The sequence below is a fragment of the Alloalcanivorax marinus genome, assembly GCF_016906305.1.
Lineage (GTDB): Bacteria > Pseudomonadota > Gammaproteobacteria > Pseudomonadales > Alcanivoracaceae > Alloalcanivorax > Alloalcanivorax marinus.
Map to the genome: position 1 here is coordinate 28,674 of NZ_JADDOL010000018.1, position 23,181 is coordinate 51,854.

Consider the following 23,181-nt stretch of genomic DNA (forward strand, 5'->3'; position numbering starts at 1 on the left):
GCTGAGTCCCGCCTTTCCTTCGCCACCGATCCGGCGGGCGGTGGGCGCCCGGACTTTGTTTCATCTTTATGTTCTCCCCTTCCAGGTCATGAAACAGCATCCCCTCGCGGCGAACCCCCGGGAACCCGGGCGCGAGCGATCCTCGATCGCTTCTCATCCTTTAGGCTTAGGGTGTGCTAAGGGTGCGAAAATTTAGTGATCAAAAGGCTTTGTAAAAGGTTAACGATTGTAAAGAAATGCACGTTGACCGTTGAATTCCCGTGAAATAGATTGCCCGAATTGTGAACTCGTTCCTTGAATGAAAGAGTTTGCAATAGGCCTTCGGGCCAGGGGGTGAGAACAACGATCGGGGCGATGAACTCCGACCGGGGATAGCAAAAAAATACGGGGGGAAGGGACCTTAACCGCCACCCGGGGTGCGCCAGCACCTTGCTCTCCATCTCGATCCTTTTATCGACGGGTTTTTCGGGATGCAACAATGAGCAGTCAATCCGGTTTCTTGCGTATCGCACTTCTGGCCCTGGCGCTGGCCTTCCACATCGGCCCCGCGCGGGCGCAAAGCACGCCGCCCCAGGTGGTGGTCAACGGGGTAACCTTCCAGGGCAACTACACCTACACCGCCTCCGACCTGTCCGGGCTGATCGCCTCGGAAATCGGCAAACCCATGACGCTCAAGGACATCCAGGGCCTGGCCGCCAAGGTGGAAGCGTTCTACCACGATGCCGGTTACCCGCTGGTCAAGGTGGTGGTGCCGCAACAGACCTTCGCCGACGGCACGCCGGTGAAACTGGTGGTGCTGGAAGGCCAGCTGGGCGAGATCCGTATCGAGGGCAATCAGCGCTACGACTCCCAGCGCATCCTGGACGCCCTGGCCGCCGCCGACGTGCACCGTGACGAGCCGGTGCGGCTGGACCGGGTGGAACGGGCCCTGACCCGCCTCAACCGGCAGTCCGGCATCGAAGCCGCCGCCGCCCTCAAACCCGGCGCCCGCCAGGGCTACACCGACCTGGTGATCAAGGTCGAGGAAGCCCCGCGCGTCACCGGCGCGCTGGAGCTCAACAACTACGGCAGCAAGGACACCGGCCGCTACCGGGTGGTGCCGTCCATCACCCTGCAGAACCTGACCGGCCGGGGCGACAACGCCAACCTGATCGGCATGCAGTCCATCGGTGACGGCGACGCCTGGTTCGCCTACGCCGACTACGTGACGCCGGTGAACGCCCGCGGCACCAGCGTTCAGGTGTACGGTTCCACCGGCAACGTCAACGTGGGCCGCGACTTCGAGGTGCTGGAAGTGGAAGGCGACAGCACCGGCCTGGGCGTGGGCGTGCTGCAGGACCAGATTCTGTCCGCGCGCAGCGTGCTCACCTACAGCGCCTGGCTGGAAGGCACCGACCTGGATCAGGACATGCTCGGCGTGCGCATCGCCGAGGACCGCATCCGCAAACTGCGGGTGGGCGTGGCCCTGGACCGCACCGACCTGTCCGGGCGCAGCCTGGTCTCCGTGGACCTGCACCACGGCCTGGGCGAAAGCCTGGGCGGCATGGACGACGACTCCTCCCTGTCCAGCCGTGCCTTCGCCGGCGCCGACAACGACTTCACCAAGATCACCCTGGACCTGGCCCGCATCCAGCGCCTTAACGCGCGCACTCTGCTGATCCCGCGCCTGTACGGCCAGTACGCCTTCGACCCGCTGGTCTCCAGCGAGCAGTGGGCCATCGGCGGCGTCAATTCGGTGAAGGGGCATCCGCCGTCGATCTACTCCGGCGACAGCGGCGTCACCGCCACCCTGGAGGCCCGCTACGACCTGTTCGCCGACGACTCCCGTTATCAACTGATCGGCCAGCTCAGCCACGGCCGTCTGTACATCAAGAAGCCGTTCTACGACCAGGACGACGAACGGGACATCTCCGGCGCCAGTCTGGGCCTGCTGGTCCGGCCCTGGGACCCCATCGAGGTGCGCCTGGATTGGGGGCTGCCGTTGGGCACCGAAACCGGTGACAACAGCTATTTCTACGCTCAAGCACGCTACCGCTTCTGAGCGCCACCACTTTTACGGGTAACGAATCATGGCACGAAATAAAAAACGCAATGCTTCAGTGGCGGTCGCCGTTTCGGTTTCAGTGTTCGGCTTCAGCGGCGCGGTCCACGCGGGTCCCAGCGGCGGTCAGGTGGTGGGTGGTGACGCCAATGCGGTGATCGCCCAGGCGGGCGGCAACACCACCATTGAACAGTTCGTCAACAAGGCGGTGATCAACTGGAACGACTTCAGCATCGATCCCGGTGAGCTGGTCAAATTCATCCACCAGGCCAACACCGATGTAACCCTTAACCGGGTCACCGGCGACACCGTGTCCCAGATCAAGGGCGCGCTCACCGCCAACGGCAACATCTTCCTGATCAATCCCAACGGCATCGTGTTCGGCGCCGGCGCGGAAATCGACGTGGCAGGCCTGCTGGCCACCACCTTCGACATCGCCGATCAGGATTTCATGGACGGCAAGCTCAACTTCAGCGGCGAGCTGATGAGCAACGCGTCCATCACCAACCAGGGCTCGATCGAGGTGGGCAACGGCGGCTTCGTCTACCTGATCGCCCCCAATGTGGAAAACACCGGCCACATCATCGCCAACGTGGGCCGCGTGACCCTGGCCAACGACGGTTCCTACGACATCGACCTGACCGGCAACGGCCTGGTCACTTTCTCGGTGACCGACGCGGACCTGACCGGCGCCACCGGCTCGGTCAAGAACGGCCCGGGCGGCGAGATCGAAGCCGGCCATGTGCTGCTCTCCGGCAGCCAGAAGGACGCCGTGGTGTCCTCCGTGGTCAACCAGGGCGACATCACCGCCGCCACCGAACTGACCATGGCCGGTGACGATCTGGAACAATCCGGCACCATCGCCGCCGGCGACACCACCCTGGAGGCCACCAACGCCATCGTCTCCAACGGCGGCTCCATCAGTGGCGGCTCCGCCACCCTGAAAGCGGGCACCGGCATCGGCGCCGCCAGCGCCGTGCACACCGACGTGGACGACCTGGCGGTGAGCAGCGAGAGCGGCGCCATCCGCGTCGCCGAAGCCAACCAACTGGACAGCCTGAGCATCACCACCGGCGACAGCGCCCAGGTGAGCTTCAAGCAGGACGGTGTCGATCCGATTACCAGTGACCCGGTGCAAGACGACGTCAGCGTGCAGTTCAACGGCCAGACCTTGAGCGCCAGCCGCGACACGGTGAAAACCGATCTGAGCTTCACCCACGGCGACGGCGGCGTGACCCTGTCCGGCGTCAATGTGGAAGGTGACCTGAGCGTCACCGCCGCCGGCAACATCGTCGGTAACGGTAACCTGGACACCGCCGCCAGCGGTAACCGCGTGGAGCTGGCCACCACCGTGGACGGCGCCACCATCGGCGCCGAGAACAACGCCCTGCGCATCGACGCGGAGACCCTGCGCGCCGAAGCGCAAAAAGGCCATGTGGTGATCACCGACACCGCCGGCGACCTGACCCTGGAGCGCGTCAGCACCGGTGACAACAGTGTGGACGCCGGTCTGCGTGCCCTGATCACCGCCGAGAAAGGCGACCTGCGCGGCGGCGACAGCGGCGAGATCAACGTGGAAGCCTGGGCCACCAATCTGAAAGCGGACGGCGCCATTGGCAACCCCGGCCAGGCGGTGACCACCGCCGTGGACGTGCTCTCCGCGTCCACCCAGGACGGCGGCATCTACGTGGACGACCGGGACGGTGAGCTGGTGCTGGGCAAGATCAGCGCCGGCGAGCGCATCATCCAGGCCGGTCTGCCCGCCTCGTCCACCGGCATCAGCAACGCGGACGGCAGCGTCACCCTGAGCAACGGCGCCACCGGCAGCCACAGTGTGGTGATCGGCGCCGACGACAACATCGTCATCGGCGACACCGTGTCCGCCACCGACGACCTGATCATCCTGTCCCGCGGCGGCGGTCTCTACAACGGCGGCGACGCCGCCGTCCTCACCGGGCGCTTCGTGTTTCTGCAGGCCGCGGATCGCATCGGTCAGAGCGGCAGTGCCCTGAAAACCCAGAGTAACCACCTGAGCGCCGCGTCCGGCGGCAACGGTGTGTACCTGACCGAGAACAACGGCCTCAACGTCACCTCCATTTATTCCCACGGCGAGAACGCCAAGGTGGAACTGGAAGCCACCGTGGGCGACGTGGTGCTGGGCCTGGTGGAGGTGCAGAACGGCGACGCCTCGGTGATCAGCCAGGGCGGCAGCATCCGCGGCGACGGCGGTACGCCGCCCAACGTACGCGCCAACCACCTGACCCTGGACGCCGACGGCGCCATCGGCACCGCGGCCCAGGCGCTCACCACCGAGGTGGAAGGCCTCACCACCACCACCGGCACCAGCCTGGCCGGCACCTACGTGGCCAACACCGGCCTGCTGTCGAGCCTGGATGTGACCACCCTGGGTGGCAACGTGTCGGTCACCGACGCCGACGGCGGCGTGCGCTTCGACCGCGCCAACGAACACCTGGCGATTGAACGTAACAGCGGCCAGGGCCTGGACCTGACCGTCAATAACGGCGCCGGCAATCTGATCGTGGAAGGCGCCGATCTGAGCGGTCATCAGGTCGACCTGAGCGCCAGTGGTCGCATCGGCGACGGCGGCGGCGTACTGGCCGCCGACGGCCTGACGCTGGCCGCCGGTGACGACATCGACCTGACCACCGACGCCAACCGCATCGACGCCACCACCACCGACGGCGATATCGGCCTGGACAACCTGGGCGAAGGTCCTCTGGCGCTGAACGCCGCCGCCGGCGGCGATGATCGTGACGTCAGCGTGAGCCATCAGGGCGACCTGAACCTGGGCCAGGTGTCCGCGGACGGCCTGATCAGCCTGACCGCCAGCGGCGACCTGAACGGCGACGGCGACAACACCGCCATCACCGGCAATGACGTGAAACTGGACGCGGCCAGCATCGGCAGTGACAGCCGTGACCTGTCCACCGCCATCACCGGCAAGCTGTCCATGCTCTCCGACGGCGACGTCTACGTGACCAACGTGGGCGCGCTGACCATGCTCGACGGGGAAGCGGTTGGCGACATCGACTTCACCCAGTCCGGCAACGCCGTGCTGGGCCGGCTGTCCAGTGGCGGCAGCGTGACCTTCAACGCCACCGGCCGCGTCAGTGACGGCAACGGCGACGCCGACAACATCGTCGCCAACGATCTGACCCTGGACGCCCTCCAGGTGGGGGCCGCCGACGGCACCGTGGACGCCCTGGAAATCCGCGTCGACGAACTGGTGGTCGACGCCCGCAACGGCGGCATCTATCTGCGCAACCGTGACAGCGGTCCGCTGAGCCTGATGCACGCCCGCGCCGCCGGTGGCGATGTGAACATCGACACCGCCGGCACCATGAACCTGGGCACCGTGACCTCGGCCGGCGGCAACGTCACCCTGACCAGTGGCGGCGCCATCAACGACGCCCGCCCGGACGGCTCCAGCGACGCCAACGTGGTGGCCCGCAAGGTGGACCTGCGTGCCCAGCAGGGTGTCGGCAACACCGGCCCCCTGGTGCTGGACGTGGACCAGATGTCGGTGAGCGGCGGTAACGGCGACGTCAACGCCGCCAGCCCCGGCGCCGTGGAAGTGGACGCCGACAGCCTGGTGGGCAAGGGCACCGGTGGCGTCACCATCGTCGCCGCCTCCATCACCGTGCTCGACAACAACGGCGGCATCCTGGTGATGGACGGCGGCAAGCTGGTGCTCACCGCCACCAACGGCAACATCGTGTTCCTGAATCAGGACGACACCATCCGCCTGCCCGGCGGTGGCAGCATCACCCTGACCGCCCGCGCCGACGGCACCAACGAGGGCTATAACGGCAACATCATTACCGGCAACCTGGTCACCGAGGGCGGCGACATCACCCTGGACGCGGACCGCAACGTGACCCTGGGCATGCTCGACACCGGCGGCACCGGCGACGTCTATGTGATCGCCCGTGACGGCGTGATCCTGGACGGCAACGGCGCCGACCAGAACGTGCGCGGCGACCACGTCACCCTGATCGGCAACACCCCCACCCAGCGCGACGCGGAAATCGCCCGCGACACCGCCATCGCCGACTACGCCGGCCGGGTGGCGGAGCTGAACGCCAAGATCCTGCAGCTGCAAACCCTGCAGCAGCAGCTGGAGGCGTACATCGCCGCGCTCAACTCGGCGATCGTCAACAAGAACATTTCCCAGCAGAACCTGACCAGCGCCCAACGCACCGCGGACCGCCTCAACAGCCAGCTGAGCGCCGCCAGCCGCGCGCTGGATAACCTCAATCGCGTGGTCTCCGTGGCCCAGGCGGCGGTGGATGCGGTGGCCCTGGCCGCCGGTGCCGCCCAGGCCATTCCGTTCAGTGGTGACGGCGGCTCCGAGGGTGTGTTCCAGGGCCTGAGCCTGGCCCTGTCCATCGCCCAGATCGCGGTGGACGAATACGACCGCAACGTGGTCTCGCCCCTGGCCAACGACGTCAACAATGCCCTGAACGACCTGGACGTGGCCAAGAGCTACTTCCGCGACGCGGTCACCAACGTGGATACCTGGACCCGCCTGCGCGACACCACCCGGGTGTCCCGCGACATGGCGGACCACTCCGTGTTCAAGGCCACCGCCGCCCGCGACGCCAGCCAGGCGCTGCGCCAGCAGTCCATCGCCGCCTACGATCAGGCGCAGGACATCGACATGTCCGCCGCCAAACCGCTGGGCATTCAGGCCAACCAACTGGACATGGGCACCAGCAGCGGCCGTGCCCTGAACAGCGGCGTGTACCTGGACTCCACCGGTAATCTGGGCCTCGGCGACATCAACTCCGTGGGCGAGATCCGCGCCGAAAACGTGGCGGGCAATATCAGCGTGGTGGGTGACGTGGTCAGCCCGACGCTGATCTCCCTGCAGGCCGAGGGCGCGGTACGCGGCATCGGCGGCACCTGGGTGAACGGAGAATGGGTACCGGTGGCGGGTATTCTGCACGCCCCGGCCATCGCCGTGCGCGCCGAGCAGGGCGTCGCCAACCAAGAGGACTCGCTGTACACCGACACCGATGAAATCGCCATCGACGGCGGCCAAGGCGATGCTTTCGTGATCAACGACAACGACGGCGACGAACTGGTTCTGGGCACCGTGGACGGCCTCAGCGGCATGACCGCCTCCGGCGACATGGGCCTCGCCAACCGGGGCGACCTGCGCCTGAAGACGCAGATCATCGACACCGACGTGACCGCTGACAGCGACACCTCTCTGGTGGCCGAGGGCGGCGCCATCATCGACGACAACGGCGACACTCTGAACGTCACCGGCGGCGATCTGCACTTCCGCGCCGACGGCCAGGTGGAGCTGGACACCCGGGTGGACCGCGTGGTCAACAGCGGCACCAGCGAAGGCGACGTGCTGCTGCGCGAACGCGACGACCTGGCGCTGATCGCCCTGGAAACCCTGAACGGCGACATCGACGTCACCGCCGGCGGCAACCTGACCGTCCATGAACTGGCCGCCGGTGGCGACAGCGCCACCATCCGGCTGGACGCGGACGGCCGCATCGACGACGACCAGGACAACAGCACCCTGATCGCCGGCAAGCGACTGGAACTGACCGCCGGCGGCGCCATCGGCGCCACCGGTAGCGTTACCCAGCGCGGCCTGGACACCGCCGTGGACGTGGTCACCGCCGACGCCCAGGGCGAGATCAATATCCACGACCGGGACGACCTGGACGTGGAGAAGGTCACCACCACCACCGGTAACATCACCCTCACCAGCGACGCCGGCGACCTGCGTCTGGGCGAAGTGCGCACCAACGGCGAGGGCGGCAACATCACCCTGATGGCCGACGGCGCCATCGACGCGCTCAATGAAGCGGACGACACCCCGGAACTGTACGCCGACCAGCTGGCTCTGCGCGCCGGCAACGGCATCGGTACCGCCGACCAGGCGCTGCTGATCGAAACCGGCGCCCTGGAAGCGGACGCCGGCAACGGCGGCCTCTACCTGTTCAATCAGAACCGCGACCTGACCGTGGGCGGCGTGACCCCGAACCTGGGCCTGCCCGGCCTCACCGGCCTGGACGCCAACGGTGACCTGCACCTGACCGTGGCCGACGGCGCCCTCACCGTGAACGAAGCGGTGACCCAGACCGGCGAAGGCGACACCCGCCTGAGCAGCGGCAAGGGCCAGTTGGTCAACGCCAACCTGGACGCCGCCGGGGATCTGACCCTGACCGCCGCCACCGGCGATATCACCGCCATCAACGGCGTGCAACTGACCAGCGACGGCGACTTGTCCGCCACCGCCACCGAAGGGGGTGTCAGCCTGGTGCAGAACAGTCGCGCCCAGGCCGACGGCGACCTGACGCTGAAGGGCGGCACCACCGTGTCGCTCAACAACGCCAGCGCCGAGGCCGGCGGCGACCTGACCCTGACCGGTGAAAACGGCAACGTGACCCTGGTTCACGGCCAGGCTACCGGCGCCGAGGACGTGACCATCAGCGCCGGCGACAACATCACCGTGTCCGGCGTCTCCACCCTGACCGCCACCAACGGGGCCCTGAAAGCCACCGCCACCGAGGGCAACCTGGAGATCAGCAGTGGCAGCAGTGCCTCCGCCGCCACCACCCTGGACCTGAAAGCGGGCGACCAGGTGGCGCTGAACAGTGCCACCGTCCAGTCCGGTGGTGACATGAGCGTCACCGCGGAAGACGGCGACGTGCTGCTCACCAACAGCCGCGCCGCCACCGAAGGGGCGCAGACCGTCAGCGCCGGCGGCAGCGTGCGCCTCACTCAATCGCAGCTGCACACCGAAACCGACGGCGACATGAAAGTGACCGCCACCAACGGTGACATCAGCCTCAACAACAGCCAGATGCTGGCCGGCGGTGCCTTCGACGGCCAGGCCGGCGGCGACGCCGTGCTGATCAGCGGCCTGATCAGCGCCGGGGGCTCTCTGAATCCTGAAGCGGATCCCGCTAACGGCACTTTGGATCTGGACGCCGGCGGCAGCGTGCGTCTGACCCAGGGCAGCACCCTCACCGGCACCGGCGACACCCATGTGGGCGCCGAGGCAGGCGAGCTGCTGGTGGTGGATAACGGCAAGATCCTCTCCGGTGCCGATATCGACCTGAGCGCCGGCACCAACGCCACCTTCAACACCGGCCGGGCGACGGCCGGGCAGGACCTCACCCTTACCGCCGGCCAGAACGTTAGCCTCTCCGGGGGCGGCAATCTGACCGCCACCGACGGTGACCTGTCGGCCACCGCCACCGGCGGCGATGTGCTGTTCACCCAGAACAGCAGCGCCACCGCCGGCGGTGACCTGGAACTGACCGCCAAGGGCAACACCATCCTCACCAACGCGCTGATCAACGCCGGCGTCGACCTGGCGCTGACCGCGAGCCAGGGCTCCCTGCGCATGACCGACAGCGACGCCATCGCCGGCGGTAAGCTGGATGCCAGCGCCGGCCAGGATCTGCAACTGGCCGCGGGCTCCACGCTGATCGCCAACGGCGGCACGCTCAACGCCACCGCCACCGACGGCTCTCTGAATATGAGCCAGAGCAGTCGCGCCGCCGCCACCGGCGACGTGGCCCTGCGCGCCGGCACCGACCTGGCCCTGAACAACGCCACGGCGGAGTCCCTGGAACAGAACCTGCGCCTCACCGCCGACACCGGCAGCGTGACCCTGGTGACCAGCCAGGGCACCGCCCGGGGTGACGCCACGGTGACCGCCGGGGAGAACCTGGTGCTGTCCGCCGGGTCCGCGCTCACCGCCACCGACGGCGACCTGGACCTCACCGCCACCGACGGCAATCTGAGCGTGAGCCAGTCCTCGCGCCTGACCGCCGGCAATGACCTCACCGGCAACGCCGGCACGGACCTGGCCTTCACCACCGGCACCCAGGCCACCGCCGGCGGCGACCTGGACCTGGACGCCGGCCGTCACCTCACCGTGGAAGACAGCCAGGTGCGCGCCGACGGCGACGCCGCTCTGACCGCCACCGCGGGCAACCTGTCGGTGACCCGCTCCACGGTCACCGCCGGCGGCTTCCTGGACGGCGACGCCGGCCAGGGCATCCTGCTGACCGCCGCCACCCTGGCCAGTGGTCGGATGCCGATGGTGCCGTTCACCGCCGACTTCGACCCGGCCCCCGCCGCCAACGTGGATCTCACCCTGAACGCGGGCAGCGGTGACATCGCCCTGTCCCAGGGCACCCGCGTGGAGTCCGCCGGGGCCCTGGTGATGGACAGCGAGGAAGGCAACGTCAGCCTCACCAACGGCAGCCGCGCCACCGCCGTCACCGACGCCACCATCGAGGCCGGCGCCGACGTTACCCTGGCAGAAGCATCACGCCTGGAAGCCGGCAACGGCGACCTGAAAGTGACCGCCACCGACGGCGACCTGATCGTCCGCCAATCCTCGGTGCTGCGCGCCGGCGGTGACCTCACCGGCCGCGCCGGCGGCGACCTGGCGTTCTCCGAGGGCGCCCAGGCCGACGCCGACGGCGACCTGGATCTGGACGCCGGCGACAACCTGACCGTCCAGGAAGCCGGCGTACGCGCCGACGGCAACGCGGCGCTCACCGCCGCCACCGGCGATCTGGCGGTGACCCGTTCCACGGTCACCGCCGGTGGCTTCCTGGACGGCGACGCCGGCGGTGCCATCACCCTGACCAGCGCCACCCTGAACAGTGGCGTGAGCGATCCGGCGCCGACCGGCAACGTCGACCTGAGCCTGAACGCCGGCAGCGGCAACCTGACCCTCACCGATGGCAGCAGCGCCTCCGCCGCCGGCGACCTGGTGCTGGGCAGTGAGGAAGGCAGCATCGTCCTCACCAACAGCAGCCGGGCGCAGGCGGCCACCGACGCCACTCTGACCGCGGGCAGCGACGTGCGTATCAACAACAGCGCGTCCGTGGAAGCCGGGGAGGGCGACCTGACCGTCACCGCCACCGATGGCGATCTGAGCCTGGCCAGCGGTGCCGCCCTGAGCGCCGGCGCCGACCTGGACGCCAGCGCCGGTGGCAAGATCACCATGGACGCCAGCAGTGTTATGAGCAGCGGCGCCGACCTGACCCTGGACGCCGTCGACGACGTGGCCCTGTCCACCCTGCGCGCTGGCGGCGACGTGTCGGTGACCAGCGAGGAGGGCGGCATTCAGGCGGATCCGGCCATCGCCGAGCACATCCACGGCGACAACCTGTTCCTGTCCGCGGCCAAGAGCATCGGCTCCACGCTCAGCGGCCTGAAAACCCGCGTGACCCACCTCTACGCCACCATCACCGGCAGCGGTGATCTGCACCTGGAGGACCTGGACACCAACGGCCTCACCGTGAAGGACAGCAGCCTGGCCGACGGCGACGCGCACCTGCGCGCCGGTGGTGACCTGACCATCGACGCCCTGGCGGTGAACGGCGACGCGGTGCTCGACAGCGCCGGCCGCCTGGCCACCAGCGCCGAAGGCACGCTCAGCGCCGACGACCTGCAGGGCACCGCGGTCAACGGCATCCGCCTCGACAGCTCGCTGCAAAGCGCCACCCTGGCGGTGACCGGCACCGGTGCCATCGACCTGGACAACCAGGGCGACCTGCGCCTGGACGGCGCCACCACCGCCGACGGCGACATCAACGTGGACAACGGCGGTGACCTGGGCATTGGCCGGGTCGACGCCGGTGATCACGATGTGGCGCTCAGCGCCGCCGGCGCCATCCGCAAGGACGGCGCCGGCGAGGTGGAAGGCGTCAACGTGACCCTGCGCGCCAACGACGGCATCGGCGAATGGGCCACCGACAACCCCACCGATGGTTTCCTGAACCTGACCGCCGAGCGCATCGACGCGCTCTCCGTGGCCGGTGACCTGGTGCTGAACCAGCAGGGCCCGGTACTCATCAGCCAGGCCCGCACCGGCGACGGCCGCGTCGGCCTGATGGTGGAGAACGGCGATGCCACCCTGGGTGACATCCACGCCCAGGGCCAGGTGACCGTGGTCGCCAACGCCGGCAAGCTGATCGACGACGGCGATGCCAAAACCCGGGTGGTGGGCGACGAGGTCCGTCTGGGCGGCCGCGACGGCGTGGGTACCGACACCACCGCCATCGCCACCCGCGCCAACATCCTCGACCTGCGCGCCGAAAACGGTGTCATCAACGTGGAAGAACAGGACGGCCTGGCCGGCCTGAACGCCCACATCGACAACGGCGACATCCGCGTGCGCACCCTCACCGGCGACCTCACCGTCAACGAAGTGCGGGCGCTGACCCCGGGTAACGCGGTGATGCTGTCCGCGGTGGCGGGCGCCATCCTGGACGGCAACGCGGAGGCCACCAACATCGTGGCTTCCCTGCTGGAACTGAGCGCGGCCACCGGCATCGCCCGCGCCAGCGACCCGCTGGACGTGGACGTGCAAACCCTGGGCGCCACCGGCGGCAGCGGCGGTGTCTACATCAACAACCGAGGCACCGGCCCGCTCACCGTCACCGGCCTCACCGGCCAGGGCGGTCTGGGCCTGACCACCGGCGGCGATCTGGATCTGGACGGTGACCTGAACGGCCGCCGCGTGGACCTGAGCGCCGGCGGCGATCTGACCCAGCGTGGTCGCATCACCGGCACCGACGGCGTCAGCGTCAGCGGCAACGGCAACGTCACCATGGCCACCGGCGCGGAAACCGGCAGCACCGGCCAGGTGCGCTACCGCGCCGGCCAGACCCTGACGGTGGATCGCATCCACACCACCACCGGACTGGGCGGCGGCACGGTGATCCTGGAAGGTCGCGACCTGGCCAGCAACGCCACCGGGTCCGGCTCCATCCGCGCCGGCGAGGTGCGGGTGCGCGTGCTCAACGTGGACAGCGACCGGGTCTACGAGATGGTCGACACCACCGACGGCAAGGCACGGGTCTCCCTCAACGACCGCACCCTGGGCGGCAAGGTGGTGGAGGACACCCAATACGTGGCTGACCTCACCGCCCCGCAAAGCGTCATGCCGCGCCTGGTGTTCGAACCGTTCGAACCGTTGCGCCCCGCCGACGGCCTGGGCTTCCAGCCCCCCGCCGACGACAGCGACGAATGGCGCTACCAGCCCTGACCCCCCAAGCCCGGCTCCGCCGGGCTTTTTTTCGGGGCTTTTTTTGGGGTCGGACCGCCGTAACCGCTTGATTTAAATGGGCTAAAGGGGGTTTCTGGGCGGTGTTTTTGCGGTTAGAACGGGATTTTTAGGGGTGAAAAAGGGCGTTAAGCCCTTTTTTCCTTTCTGTCTTGGCGGCTTTTGGGGTGGGGAAAATCGCCGTTTAAGCTCTATATATCGCGCGAAAGGTGCTTCTTTTTGATATTAATCAGTAGCTTAGGGTGGTCCGACCCCGGGGCTCCCTGAGGTTACAGCAGCCGGACGCGGAGGGAGCGGCCTTTGATCTTGCCGGCCTGGAGACGTTGCAGGGCTTTGTCGGCGACGGCGCTTTCCACCGCCACATAGGCCTGGTGGTCGAACAGCGTGATCTTGCCCACCTTGTCGCCGGGAATGCCGGCGTCACCGGTGAGCGCGCCGAGGATGTCGCCGGGGCGCAGCTTTTGCTTGCGACCGGCGCCGATGCACAGGGTCGTCATGGGCGCCGCCAGCGGGCTCCGATCGGAATGCGGGCGCACCTCCTCCAGGGGCAGCCAGGGCAGGGTGCCGAAACGATCCTCCAGGGCCAGGGCGCGGCGCATTTCCCGGGGCGCCACCAGGCTCACCGCCAGCCCCGCCTCGCCGGCCCGACCGGTGCGGCCGATACGATGAGTGTGGGTGTCCGGGTCGTGGGCCAGCTCCACATTGATCACCAGATCCAGCGCGGCGATGTCCAGCCCGCGGGCGGCCACGTCCGTGGCCACCAGCACCGACAGGCTGCGATTGGCGAAGCGGCCCAGCACCTGATCCCGGTCCCGCTGATCCAGGTCGCCGTTCAGCGCCATCGCCGACACGCCCTTGGCGACCAGATGATCCGCCACCTCCTGGCACTGTTGCTTGGTCACGCAAAACGCCACGCAGGAAACCGGTCGCAGGCTGTACAGCACCCGCGTCACCGCTTCCAGCCGCTGTTCCGGCGCCACCTCGTAGAAGCGCTGTTCGATGGCGGGCCGGTCCTCCCGCTCCGCCGCCTCCACCGTCACCGGATCACGCAGAAAGCGATCCGCCAGCTCGCGGATGCCCGCCGGCCAGGTGGCGGAAAACAGCAGGGTCTGCCGGCGGGTCGGCGTCTGCCCGACGATCTCGCTGATGCTGTCCACGAAACCCATGTCCAGCATCCGGTCGGCCTCGTCCAGCACCAGGGTATTCAAGCCATCCAGGGACAAGGTGCCCTTGGCCAGGTGCTTCTGAACCCGCCCCGGCGTGCCCACGATCACCTGGGCGCCATGCTCCAGGGACCCCACCTGCGGGCCCATGGGCACCCCGCCGCACAACGTCAGCACCTTGATGTTGTCCCGGCCACGGGCCAGACGCCGCACCTCCTGGGCCACCTGATCCGCCAGCTCGCGGGTGGGGCAGAGCACCAGCGCCTGGCAACCGTAGTAGCGCGGATTCAACGGATGCAGCAACCCCAAGCCGAACGCCGCGGTCTTCCCCGACCCGGTGCGCGCCTGCGCGATCACGTCCCGCCCCTGGAGAATCGACGGCAAGCTTTGCGCCTGCACCGGCGTCATGGCGGTGAAGCCCAGCGACGCCAGGTTCGCCAGGGTGGCGGCGTCCAACGGCAGGGAAGCAAAATCGGTGGCGGGCATGGCGAAACCTGACAGCAAGAAAAGGGCCCGCATTCTAACACCTTCCCAGGGTCGGACCCGGCTAAGCGATTGATTTCATGTACGCTGAGCAGCCCGGCAGCGGGCCACCCGGGGTCCACCCGGGGTCGGACCACGCTAACCGCTTGATTTTCCCTTCCTTTGAGGCGACCACAAGCCAATACGGAGGGCCATGAGCCGGTTTTTCGGGGTTAAAAGAAGGGGTTAAACGGAACCGGTTGAGGGGCATTGGCTCGCTAGCGGCCTCTTTTGAGGGGCCAAAAGACGCCGCAGGCTCCATTTGCGCGCAATATTTTCCAGTATTTTCATTGATATCAGTCGGTTAGCGTGGTCCGACCCCGGGGTGGGGCGGTTACGGCAAACACACGGAAAGTGGCGCCGCGCCGGGTGAATTCGGCCCCGCTTGTCGCTAGACTAGGCGGCTTAAGCTCTGCTTACGGTCCCGCAGCCAGGCGGGACCCCTGGCCCTGTTCTGGAGCGGTTGCGGCCGCGATACGCACGCTATGAGACTGAAAACCATCAAGCTGGCCGGCTTCAAGTCGTTCGTGGATCCCACCGCGGCGTTGTTTCCGGACAACCTGACCGCCGTGGTCGGGCCCAACGGCTGCGGCAAGTCCAACATCATCGACGCGGTGCGCTGGGTGATGGGGGAGTCCTCCGCCAAGCACCTGCGCGGCGAGTCCATGGCCGACGTGATCTTCAACGGCTCCAACGCCCGCAAGCCGGTGGCCCAGGCCTCCATCGAGCTGGTGTTCGACAATTCCGACGCCACCGTCACCGGCGAGTACGGCAAGTTCAACGAGATCTCGGTGAAGCGCCAGGTGACCCGGGACGGCCAGTCCAACTACTTCCTCAACGGCACCAAGTGTCGCCGCAAGGACATCGCCGACATCTTCCTGGGCACCGGCCTGGGGCCGCGCAGCTACGCGATCATCGAGCAGGGCATGATTTCCCGGCTGATCGAGGCCAAGCCCGAGGAGCTGCGGGTCTACATTGAGGAAGCGGCGGGCATTTCCAAGTACAAGGCGCGCCGCCGCGAGACCGAGAACCGCATGCGCCGCACCCGCGAGAACCTGGAGCGGCTCACCGACATCCGCGAGGAGCTGGAGCGCCAGCTGGAGCGCCTCAGCCGCCAGGCCGCCGCCGCCGAAAAGTACAAGCAATATAAGGAAGAGGAGCGCCAGAAGAGCGCCCAGCTCAAGGCGTTGCGCTGGCGCGGCCTGGATCAGCAGGTGCGCCAGCTCGATCAGATCATCGCCGAGCTGGAAGTGGCCCTGGAGGCGCGCATCGCCGAGCAGCGCCACGCCGACGCCGAGATCGAGCATCTGCGCGAGAGCCACAACGACGTGCAGGAAAACTTCAATCAGGTGCAGCAGCGCTATTACGCCCTGGGCGCCGAGGTGGCGCGGCTGGAGCAGAGCATCCAGCACCAGCGCGAGCGCCGTCAGCAGCTGTACGAGGAACTGGAGCAGGTCACCGCCAGTTGGAAGGAGGCCGACCAGCACCAGCGCACCGACGCGGACAAGCTGGCGGAGCTGGACGACAACCTGGCCGGCCTGGAGCCGGACCTGGACCTGGCCCGCGAGCGCGAGGAGGCCGCCGCCGAGACCCTGGCCCTGGCGGAGGACGCCATGCAGGACTGGCAGCAGGCCTGGGAAGGTTTCAACAACAAGGCCGGCGAGTCACGCCGTCAGGCGGAGGTGGAGCAGTCGCGCATCCAGCACCTGGAGAAATCCATCGAGCGCCTGGGCGACCGTCTGGAGCGGCTGGCCAAGGAGCAGGAGTCCCTGGACGCCGGCCCCCTGGCCCAGGAAATGCGCCAGCTCGAAGAGCAGGTGGCGGAATATCAGGAGCAGCGCGAAGAGAGCGAGCTGCGCGCCGAAAGCCTGCAGGACCGCATCAACCAGATGCGCCGGGAAAACGGCGAGCGCGGCCGCGAGCTGGATGAGGCCCGCGACCGGCTGCAGGCGGACAAGAACCGCCACACTTCCCTGGAAGCGCTGCAGAAAGCGGCCATGGGCGACGACGGCGCGGTCAGCGACTGGCTGGAGCGCCACGCCCTGGATCAGCGGCCGCGCCTGGCGGACCGGCTGCAGGTGGCGGAAGGCTGGGAGAAGGCCGTGGAAGCGGTGCTCGGCGACGCCCTGCAGGCGGTGGCCATCGACGGCCTGGAGCGGGTCGGCGACTGGCTGGATGACCTGACCCACGGCCGTGTCACCCTGGTGCAGGCCGGCGCCGACGCCGGCGCCGCGGACGGCAGCCTGCTGCGCGCCCAGGTGCGCGGCGAGGTGCCGGAGGGCCTGCTGGCCGGCGTGCACGCCGCCGAGGATCTGCCCGCCGCCCTGGCCCTGCGCGCGCGCCTGGGGCCGGGGGAATCCGTGGTCACCCGCGACGGCATCTGGCTGGGCGCCGACTGGTTGAAGGTGGTGCGCGAGCAGGATCAGGAAGCCGGCATTCTGGAACGGCGCCGGGAGCTGGAAGCCCTGGAAGGCCGCATCGACACCGGCCAGGCCCGGGTGGACGAGCTCAAGGCCGGCCTGGAAGAGGCCCGCGAGCGCATCGCCGAGCTGGAGGAAGAGCGCGAGGAAGTGCAGCGCCAGGCCAGCCGGCTGAACCGGGAACTGGGCGAAGTGAACGCCCAGGTCAGCGCCCGCCAGGTGCGTCTGGAGCAGATCACCATGCGCCGCGAGCGTCTCAATAAAGAGATGGAGGAAGCCCGCGGCCAGCTCGACCAGGAACAGAATCAGATCAAGGAAGCCCGCGCCGTGCTCCAGGAAGCCCTGGACGCCATGGAGCAGGATTCCGGCGAGCGCGAGGCGCTGCTGTCGCGCCGCGACGAAACCCGCGCGCGGCTCGACGACGCCCGCCAGCAGGCGCGCCAGCACCGCGACCGCAGCCACCAGCTGGCGATGGACGCCCAGGGCGCCCGCACCCAGGCCGAATCCCTGCGCCAGAACCTGGCGCGGCTGGAATCCCAGGTGGCCACCCTCAGCGAGCGCAAGGCGCAGCTGGAGCAGCAGGCCGGCGGCGACGAGGACCCGGCCCGGGAGCTGCAGGAACAGCTGGAAGAAAAGCTGGAGCAGCGCCTGGAGTCCGAGCAGCAGCTGGCCGAGGCACGCCGCCAGCTGGAGGACGTGGAACACAAGATGCGCGACCTGGAAGGCCGGCGCGGCCAGCACGAGCGCCAGGCCCAGGAAGTGCGCGACACCATCAACAACAAGCGCATGCAGTGGCAGGATCTGACCACCCGCCGGCAGACCGTGGCCGAGCAGCTGGACGAGGGCCACTTCGATCTGCAGACGGTGCTGCGCAACCTGCCCGAGGACGCCGAGGAGCGGCACTGGTCCGACCAGCTGGAACAGATCGGCCAGCGCATCGCGCGTCTGGGGCAGATCAACCTGGCGGCCATCGACGAATACCAGCAGCAGTCCGAGCGCAAACAGTACCTGGATCAGCAGAACGACGATCTGGAAGACGCGCTCAAGACCCTGGAAAACGCCATCCGCAAGATCGACCGGGAAACCCGCACCCGCTTCAAGGAATACTTCGACCGCATCAACAAGGGGCTCCAGGAACTGTTCCCGAAGGTGTTCGGCGGTGGCCACGCCTACCTGGAACTGACCGGCGAGGACCTGCTGGACACCGGCGTGGCGATCATGGCGCGCCCGCCGGGCAAGCGCAACAGCACCATCCATCTGCTGTCCGGCGGTGAGAAAGCGCTCACCGCCCTGTCCCTGGTGTTCAGTATTTTCGAACTGAACCCGGCGCCGTTCTGTCTGTTGGATGAGGTGGACGCGCCCCTTGACGACGCCAACGTGGGACGGTTCTGTAATCTGGTGTCGGAGATGGCGGAGCGGGTACAGTTTATCTACATCACGCACAACAAGATCGCCATGGAAATGGCCCACACCCTGATGGGCGTGACCATGCACGAGCCGGGCGTGTCCCGTCTGGTGTCCGTGGACGTGGACGAAGCCGCCGAAATGGCGGCCATGTGATCCGGGCGATCCGATGAACCTGATCCAATGAATCTGGGCGACGCGAGCCAAGCTAAGGAAGAGGCAACATGGGCCTGAATCTGGAAACACTGATCGGCATTCTGGTTATCCTGATCCTGCTGATCCTTGCCGACGGCGTGCGGCGCATGATCCGCGAGCGGCACGGCCGCCTGCGCATGCGCATCGACCGCCGCTTCGGCAAGGACCACGGCAAACACCAGGAACCGGACGACGAGGACGACTATCCCACCGATCTGGGCAAGCCCCGGGTGCGTCGCCGGGATGAACAACCGTCCGATTTGGACCAGCCCGGCGGCTTCGACATGGGCCGGGTGGACGACGACGAAGCCGTCGATCCGCCGATGATGATGGACCCGGACGACGGCGTGGACGCCCGACCCGACCCGGCCCGGATCAGCGCCGCCCGCCGTGCCGAGCAGCAGAGCCTGTTCGGCGCCGACGAGGCCGACCACGACGACACGCCGGCCCCGCGGGCCCGTGAACCGCTGACGCCGCCGCCCCGGGAGGAAAGCCTGCCGGAGCCGGAGCACCACCAACGGCCGCCGGAACCGGCGCCGCGCCGTCCGGAACCGCCCCGCGCCGCGGACGTGACCGAATCCGCCGAAGCGGGCCGTAGGAGCGGCTTCAGCCGCGAGACCCCGGAGGACGCCCCCGAACCGCCCCGGGCTAAAAAGCCCCGCGCCCCGGCCCAGGAAAGCGCGCCCCTGGAAGTGATCGTGTTCCACCTGATCGCGCGCCGCCCGGACCGCTTCGACGGCCAGGCCATGCTGCGGTTGCTGCTGGAAAGCGGCCTGCGCTACGGTGACATGCACATTTTCCACCGGCACCGGGAAACCGCCGGCCAGGAGCGCCTGGAGTTCTCCGTGGCCAATGCGGTGGAACCGGGCACCTTCGACATCGACACCATGGAAGAAGAGCAGTTCGCCGGCATCACCTTCTTCATGAAGCTGCCCGGCCCCGGCGAACCGCTGGGCGCCCTGGACCGCATGCTCAGCGTCGGCCGCCGCATGGCCGAGGAGCTGGAGGGCGACCTCAAGGATGAGCAGCACAGCGTGCTCACCCCGCAAACCATGGAACATCTGCGCCAGCGCGTGCAGGAATTCGAACGCCGCCAGCGCGTCTCACACGGCGCCTGACGGCGGCGGCCTGGCCGCCCCTCGCAGGAGCGGTGGTCCCACCGCGATTCAGCGCCGGCTGATCGCCACCGGGGATCATCCACGAACCGGATCGCGGTCGAACGACCGCTCCTGCCTGGCCCTTCCGAACCAAGGATTCACCCCCGTGACCTCGAAGAAACCGGCCCCGGCCGACGAAATCCGCCAACTGCGCGACACCCTCAACGACTGGTCCTACCGCTATTACACCCTGGACGACCCGGCGGTGCCGGACGCGGAATACGACCGCGCCTACCGCCGTCTGCAGGAACTGGAAGAACGGCATCCGGACCTGGTGACCGCCGATTCGCCTACCCAGCGAGTCGGCGACACGCCCCTGGACGCCTTCGACGAGGTGCGCCACGCGGTGCCCATGCTCAGCCTCGGCAACGCCTTCAGTGACGACGAGCTGCGCGACTTCGATCAGCGGGTGCGCGAGCGTCTGGATGTGAGCGGCCCCATCGATTACGTGGCGGAACCCAAGCTGGACGGTCTGGCCGTGTCCCTGGTCTACGAGAACGGCGAGCTGGTGCGCGGCGCCACCCGGGGCGACGGCGAGACCGGCGAGGACATCACCGCCAATGTGCGCACCATCAAGTCGGTGCCCCTGCGTCTGCGCGGCAAGACGCCACCGACACTGCTGGAAGTGCGCGGCGAGGTGGTGATGCCGCACTCCGGTTTCGAGGCCCTTAACCGCCGCCAGCAGGAAGCCGGCCAGAAGGTGTTCGCCAACCCGCGCAACGCCGCCGCCGGCAGCCTGCGGCAACTGGACTCGCGGATCACCGCCGAGCGGCCGCTGGAGTTCTACGCCTATTCGGTGGCGCGCCTGGAAGGCGAGGACTGGCCGGACACCCATTCCGGCATGCTGAAGCATCTGCGCGATCTGAATCTGCGCGTCAATCCGGAGATCAAGGAGTGCCGGGGCCTGGAGGCGCTGCTGAGCTTCTACCACGACATCCTTGAGCGCCGCGGGCGGCTCGACTACGACATCGACGGCGTGGTCTACAAAGTGGACCGGTTCGACTGGCAGCGCGATCTGGGCTTTGTCAGCCGCGCGCCGCGCTGGGCCATCGCCCACAAGTTCCCGGCCCAGGAAGAACTCACCGTGCTCAACGACGTGGACTGGCAGGTGGGCCGCACCGGTGCCCTGACGCCGGTGGCCAAGCTGGAGCCGGTGCAGGTGGGCGGCGTCACCGTCAGCAACGCCACCCTGCACAACATCGACGAAATCGGCCGGCTGGACATTCGCATCGGCGACACCGTCGTGGTGTACCGGGCCGGCGATGTGATTCCCAAGGTGGTGCGCGCCTTGCCGGAACGCCGCCCCAAGGACGCCCGGGAAATCCATCTGCCCGACGAATGCCCGGTGTGCGGCAGCGAGATTCTGCGCGCCGACGACGGCGTGGTGGCGCGTTGCACCGGCGGTCTGATCTGCGGCGCCCAGCGCCGGGAAGCCATCAAGCACTTCGCCTCGCGCCGGGCCATGGACATCGAGGGGCTCGGCGACAAGCTGGTGGACGCCCTGGTGGATCAGGGCCTGGTGGATAATGTGGCCGATCTCTACCGCCTCAAGGCGGAGGACGTGGCCGACCTGGAGCGCATGGGCGAGAAGTCCGCCGATAACCTGATGAAGGCCCTGGAAGGCTCCAAGCGCACCCGCCTTAACCGGGTGCTGTTCGCCCTGGGCATCCTGCAGATCGGCGAGGAGACCGCCAAGGCCCTGGCGGACTGCTTCGGCGATCTGGAGAGCATCCGCCGGGCGCCGCTGCTGCTGTTTCTGCAGGTGCCGGACGTGGGCCGGGAAGTGGCCAAGGCGATCGCCGCCTTCTTCGCCGAGGACCACAACGAGAAGGTCATCGACGACCTGCTGGCCGCCGGCCTGGAACCGCAATCCGCCGGCGCCCCCTCCCGACGTTTCGTGGACGCCTTGACCCTGGGCGCCCTGCTGCGCGGCGCCAAGAGTCTGGGCATGCCGCTCAGCGGCCTGGGAGACAAAAGCCTGGACGCCCTGGGCCGCCATTACCGCACTCTGGACGCCCTGCTGGCGGCGGTGGAGCGGGGCGAGGACGACAGCGGCGCCCGCGCCGGCACCCTGGAAAAACTGGCCGAAGGGCTGCGCGCCGACGACTGGCAGGCGCGCCTGCGCGAGGCGGAGCAACAGGCCGCCGCCCTGGCGGAACGGGCCCCCGCCGGCGGCGGTGACGAACGTCCCCTGGAAGGCCAGACCTGGGTGCTTACCGGCACCCTGAGCCGGCTGACCCGGAGCGAGGCCAAGGAACGCCTGGAAAGCCTGGGCGCCAAGGTGGCCGGCAGCGTCTCCAAAAGCACCGCCCGGGTGGTGGCCGGCGAGGCCGCCGGCTCCAAGCTGGAGAAAGCCGGGAAGCTGGGCGTGGAGGTGATGGACGAGGACGCTTTCGTCCATTTCCTGGCCGGCCACGGTATTTCATTGCCGGAACAATGAGCGCGGCCCGGGCAATCGCGGCTGAAGCGGAACGCCGCCCGGCCGCTCCTACGGCGATCTCTTTACCGTGTAGGAGCGGCTTCAGCCGCGATGCCAAGCCCCGCCCAACAGGATGGCGGCCCGCCGCCCCGGCGGTTACCATGTCGCCAAGCCGAAATCTCGAGGTCCCTCCATGCGCGTGCTGATCGTGACGCTCACGCTGCTGCTGCTCGGCGGCTGCGCCACCACCCCCACCCATATCGACGACGTCTGCGCGGTGTTCGATCAGAAGGGCGGCTGGTTCAACAACTGGTACAAGGCCGCCAAGCGCAGCGAGAAGGAATACGGCGTGCCGGTGGCGATCCTGATGGCCACCATCTACAAGGAATCCGGCTACCAGGCCCACGCCAAACCGCCGCGCACCAAACTGCTCGGCTTTATCCCCTGGAAGCGGCCCTCCAGCGCCTACGGCTACCCCCAGGCCCTGGACGGCACCTGGGCCTGGTACCAGCGTGAAACCGGTCACGGCGGCGCCAAGCGGGACGACTTCGGCGACGCCGTGGACTTCGTCGGCTGGTACCATTACCAGAGCCACGTGCGCAACGGCATCGCTCTCAACGACGCCTATCATCTTTATCTGGCCTACTACGCCGGCCACGGCGGCTACGCCCGCGGGGTCTGGAAAAGCCGCCCCTACATGCAGCGCTCCGCCCGCCGTGCCCAGGACATGGCCAGCCGTTATGCGGTGCAGATGGAGCGGTGCGGGCGTTAGGG

7 protein-coding genes are annotated in these 23,181 nt (G+C 68.1%); 6 read left to right on the forward strand and 1 reads right to left on the reverse strand.

What is annotated here, in order from left to right; genetic code table 11:
* The first annotated feature begins 478 nt into the window (after positions 1-478).
* Complete coding sequence (locus tag IM760_RS14365; protein ID WP_204430575.1) at positions 479-2,041, forward strand: ShlB/FhaC/HecB family hemolysin secretion/activation protein; 1,563 nt, start codon at positions 479-481, stop codon at positions 2,039-2,041.
* 28 nt (positions 2,042-2,069) lie between these two features.
* The gene (locus tag IM760_RS14370; RefSeq protein ID WP_204430577.1) at positions 2,070-13,109 is read left to right on the forward strand and encodes a beta strand repeat-containing protein; all 11,040 of its coding nucleotides are present in this window, start codon (positions 2,070-2,072) and stop codon (positions 13,107-13,109) included.
* Positions 13,110-13,396: 287 nt separating this feature from the next.
* Here the strand turns inward: IM760_RS14370 and dbpA are convergent, their stop codons facing one another.
* A complete protein-coding gene (gene dbpA, locus IM760_RS14375) occupies positions 13,397-14,776 on the reverse strand; it encodes an ATP-dependent RNA helicase DbpA (RefSeq protein ID WP_204430579.1) in 1,380 nt (459 codons plus the stop codon).
* Between the two features lie 521 nt (positions 14,777-15,297).
* Between dbpA and smc the strand changes: the two genes are divergently transcribed.
* From smc to IM760_RS14395, 4 genes are all read left to right on the forward strand, one after another.
* Entirely contained in the window at positions 15,298-18,792 is a 3,495-nt protein-coding gene (gene smc, locus IM760_RS14380) for a chromosome segregation protein SMC (RefSeq protein ID WP_204430581.1), read from the forward strand.
* Positions 18,793-18,860: 68 nt separating this feature from the next.
* Positions 18,861-19,949 (forward strand): cell division protein ZipA, encoded by a 1,089-nt coding sequence (gene zipA / locus IM760_RS14385; RefSeq protein WP_204430583.1) that lies wholly within the window; start codon positions 18,861-18,863, stop codon positions 19,947-19,949.
* Between the two features lie 145 nt (positions 19,950-20,094).
* Positions 20,095-22,428 (forward strand): NAD-dependent DNA ligase LigA, encoded by a 2,334-nt coding sequence (gene ligA / locus IM760_RS14390; RefSeq protein WP_338021404.1) that lies wholly within the window; start codon positions 20,095-20,097, stop codon positions 22,426-22,428.
* A gap of 172 nt (positions 22,429-22,600) precedes the next feature.
* Positions 22,601-23,179, forward strand: coding sequence for a transglycosylase SLT domain-containing protein (locus tag IM760_RS14395; RefSeq protein WP_204430593.1), 579 nt, complete (start codon positions 22,601-22,603; stop codon positions 23,177-23,179).
* The last annotated feature ends 2 nt before the right edge of the window (positions 23,180-23,181 follow it).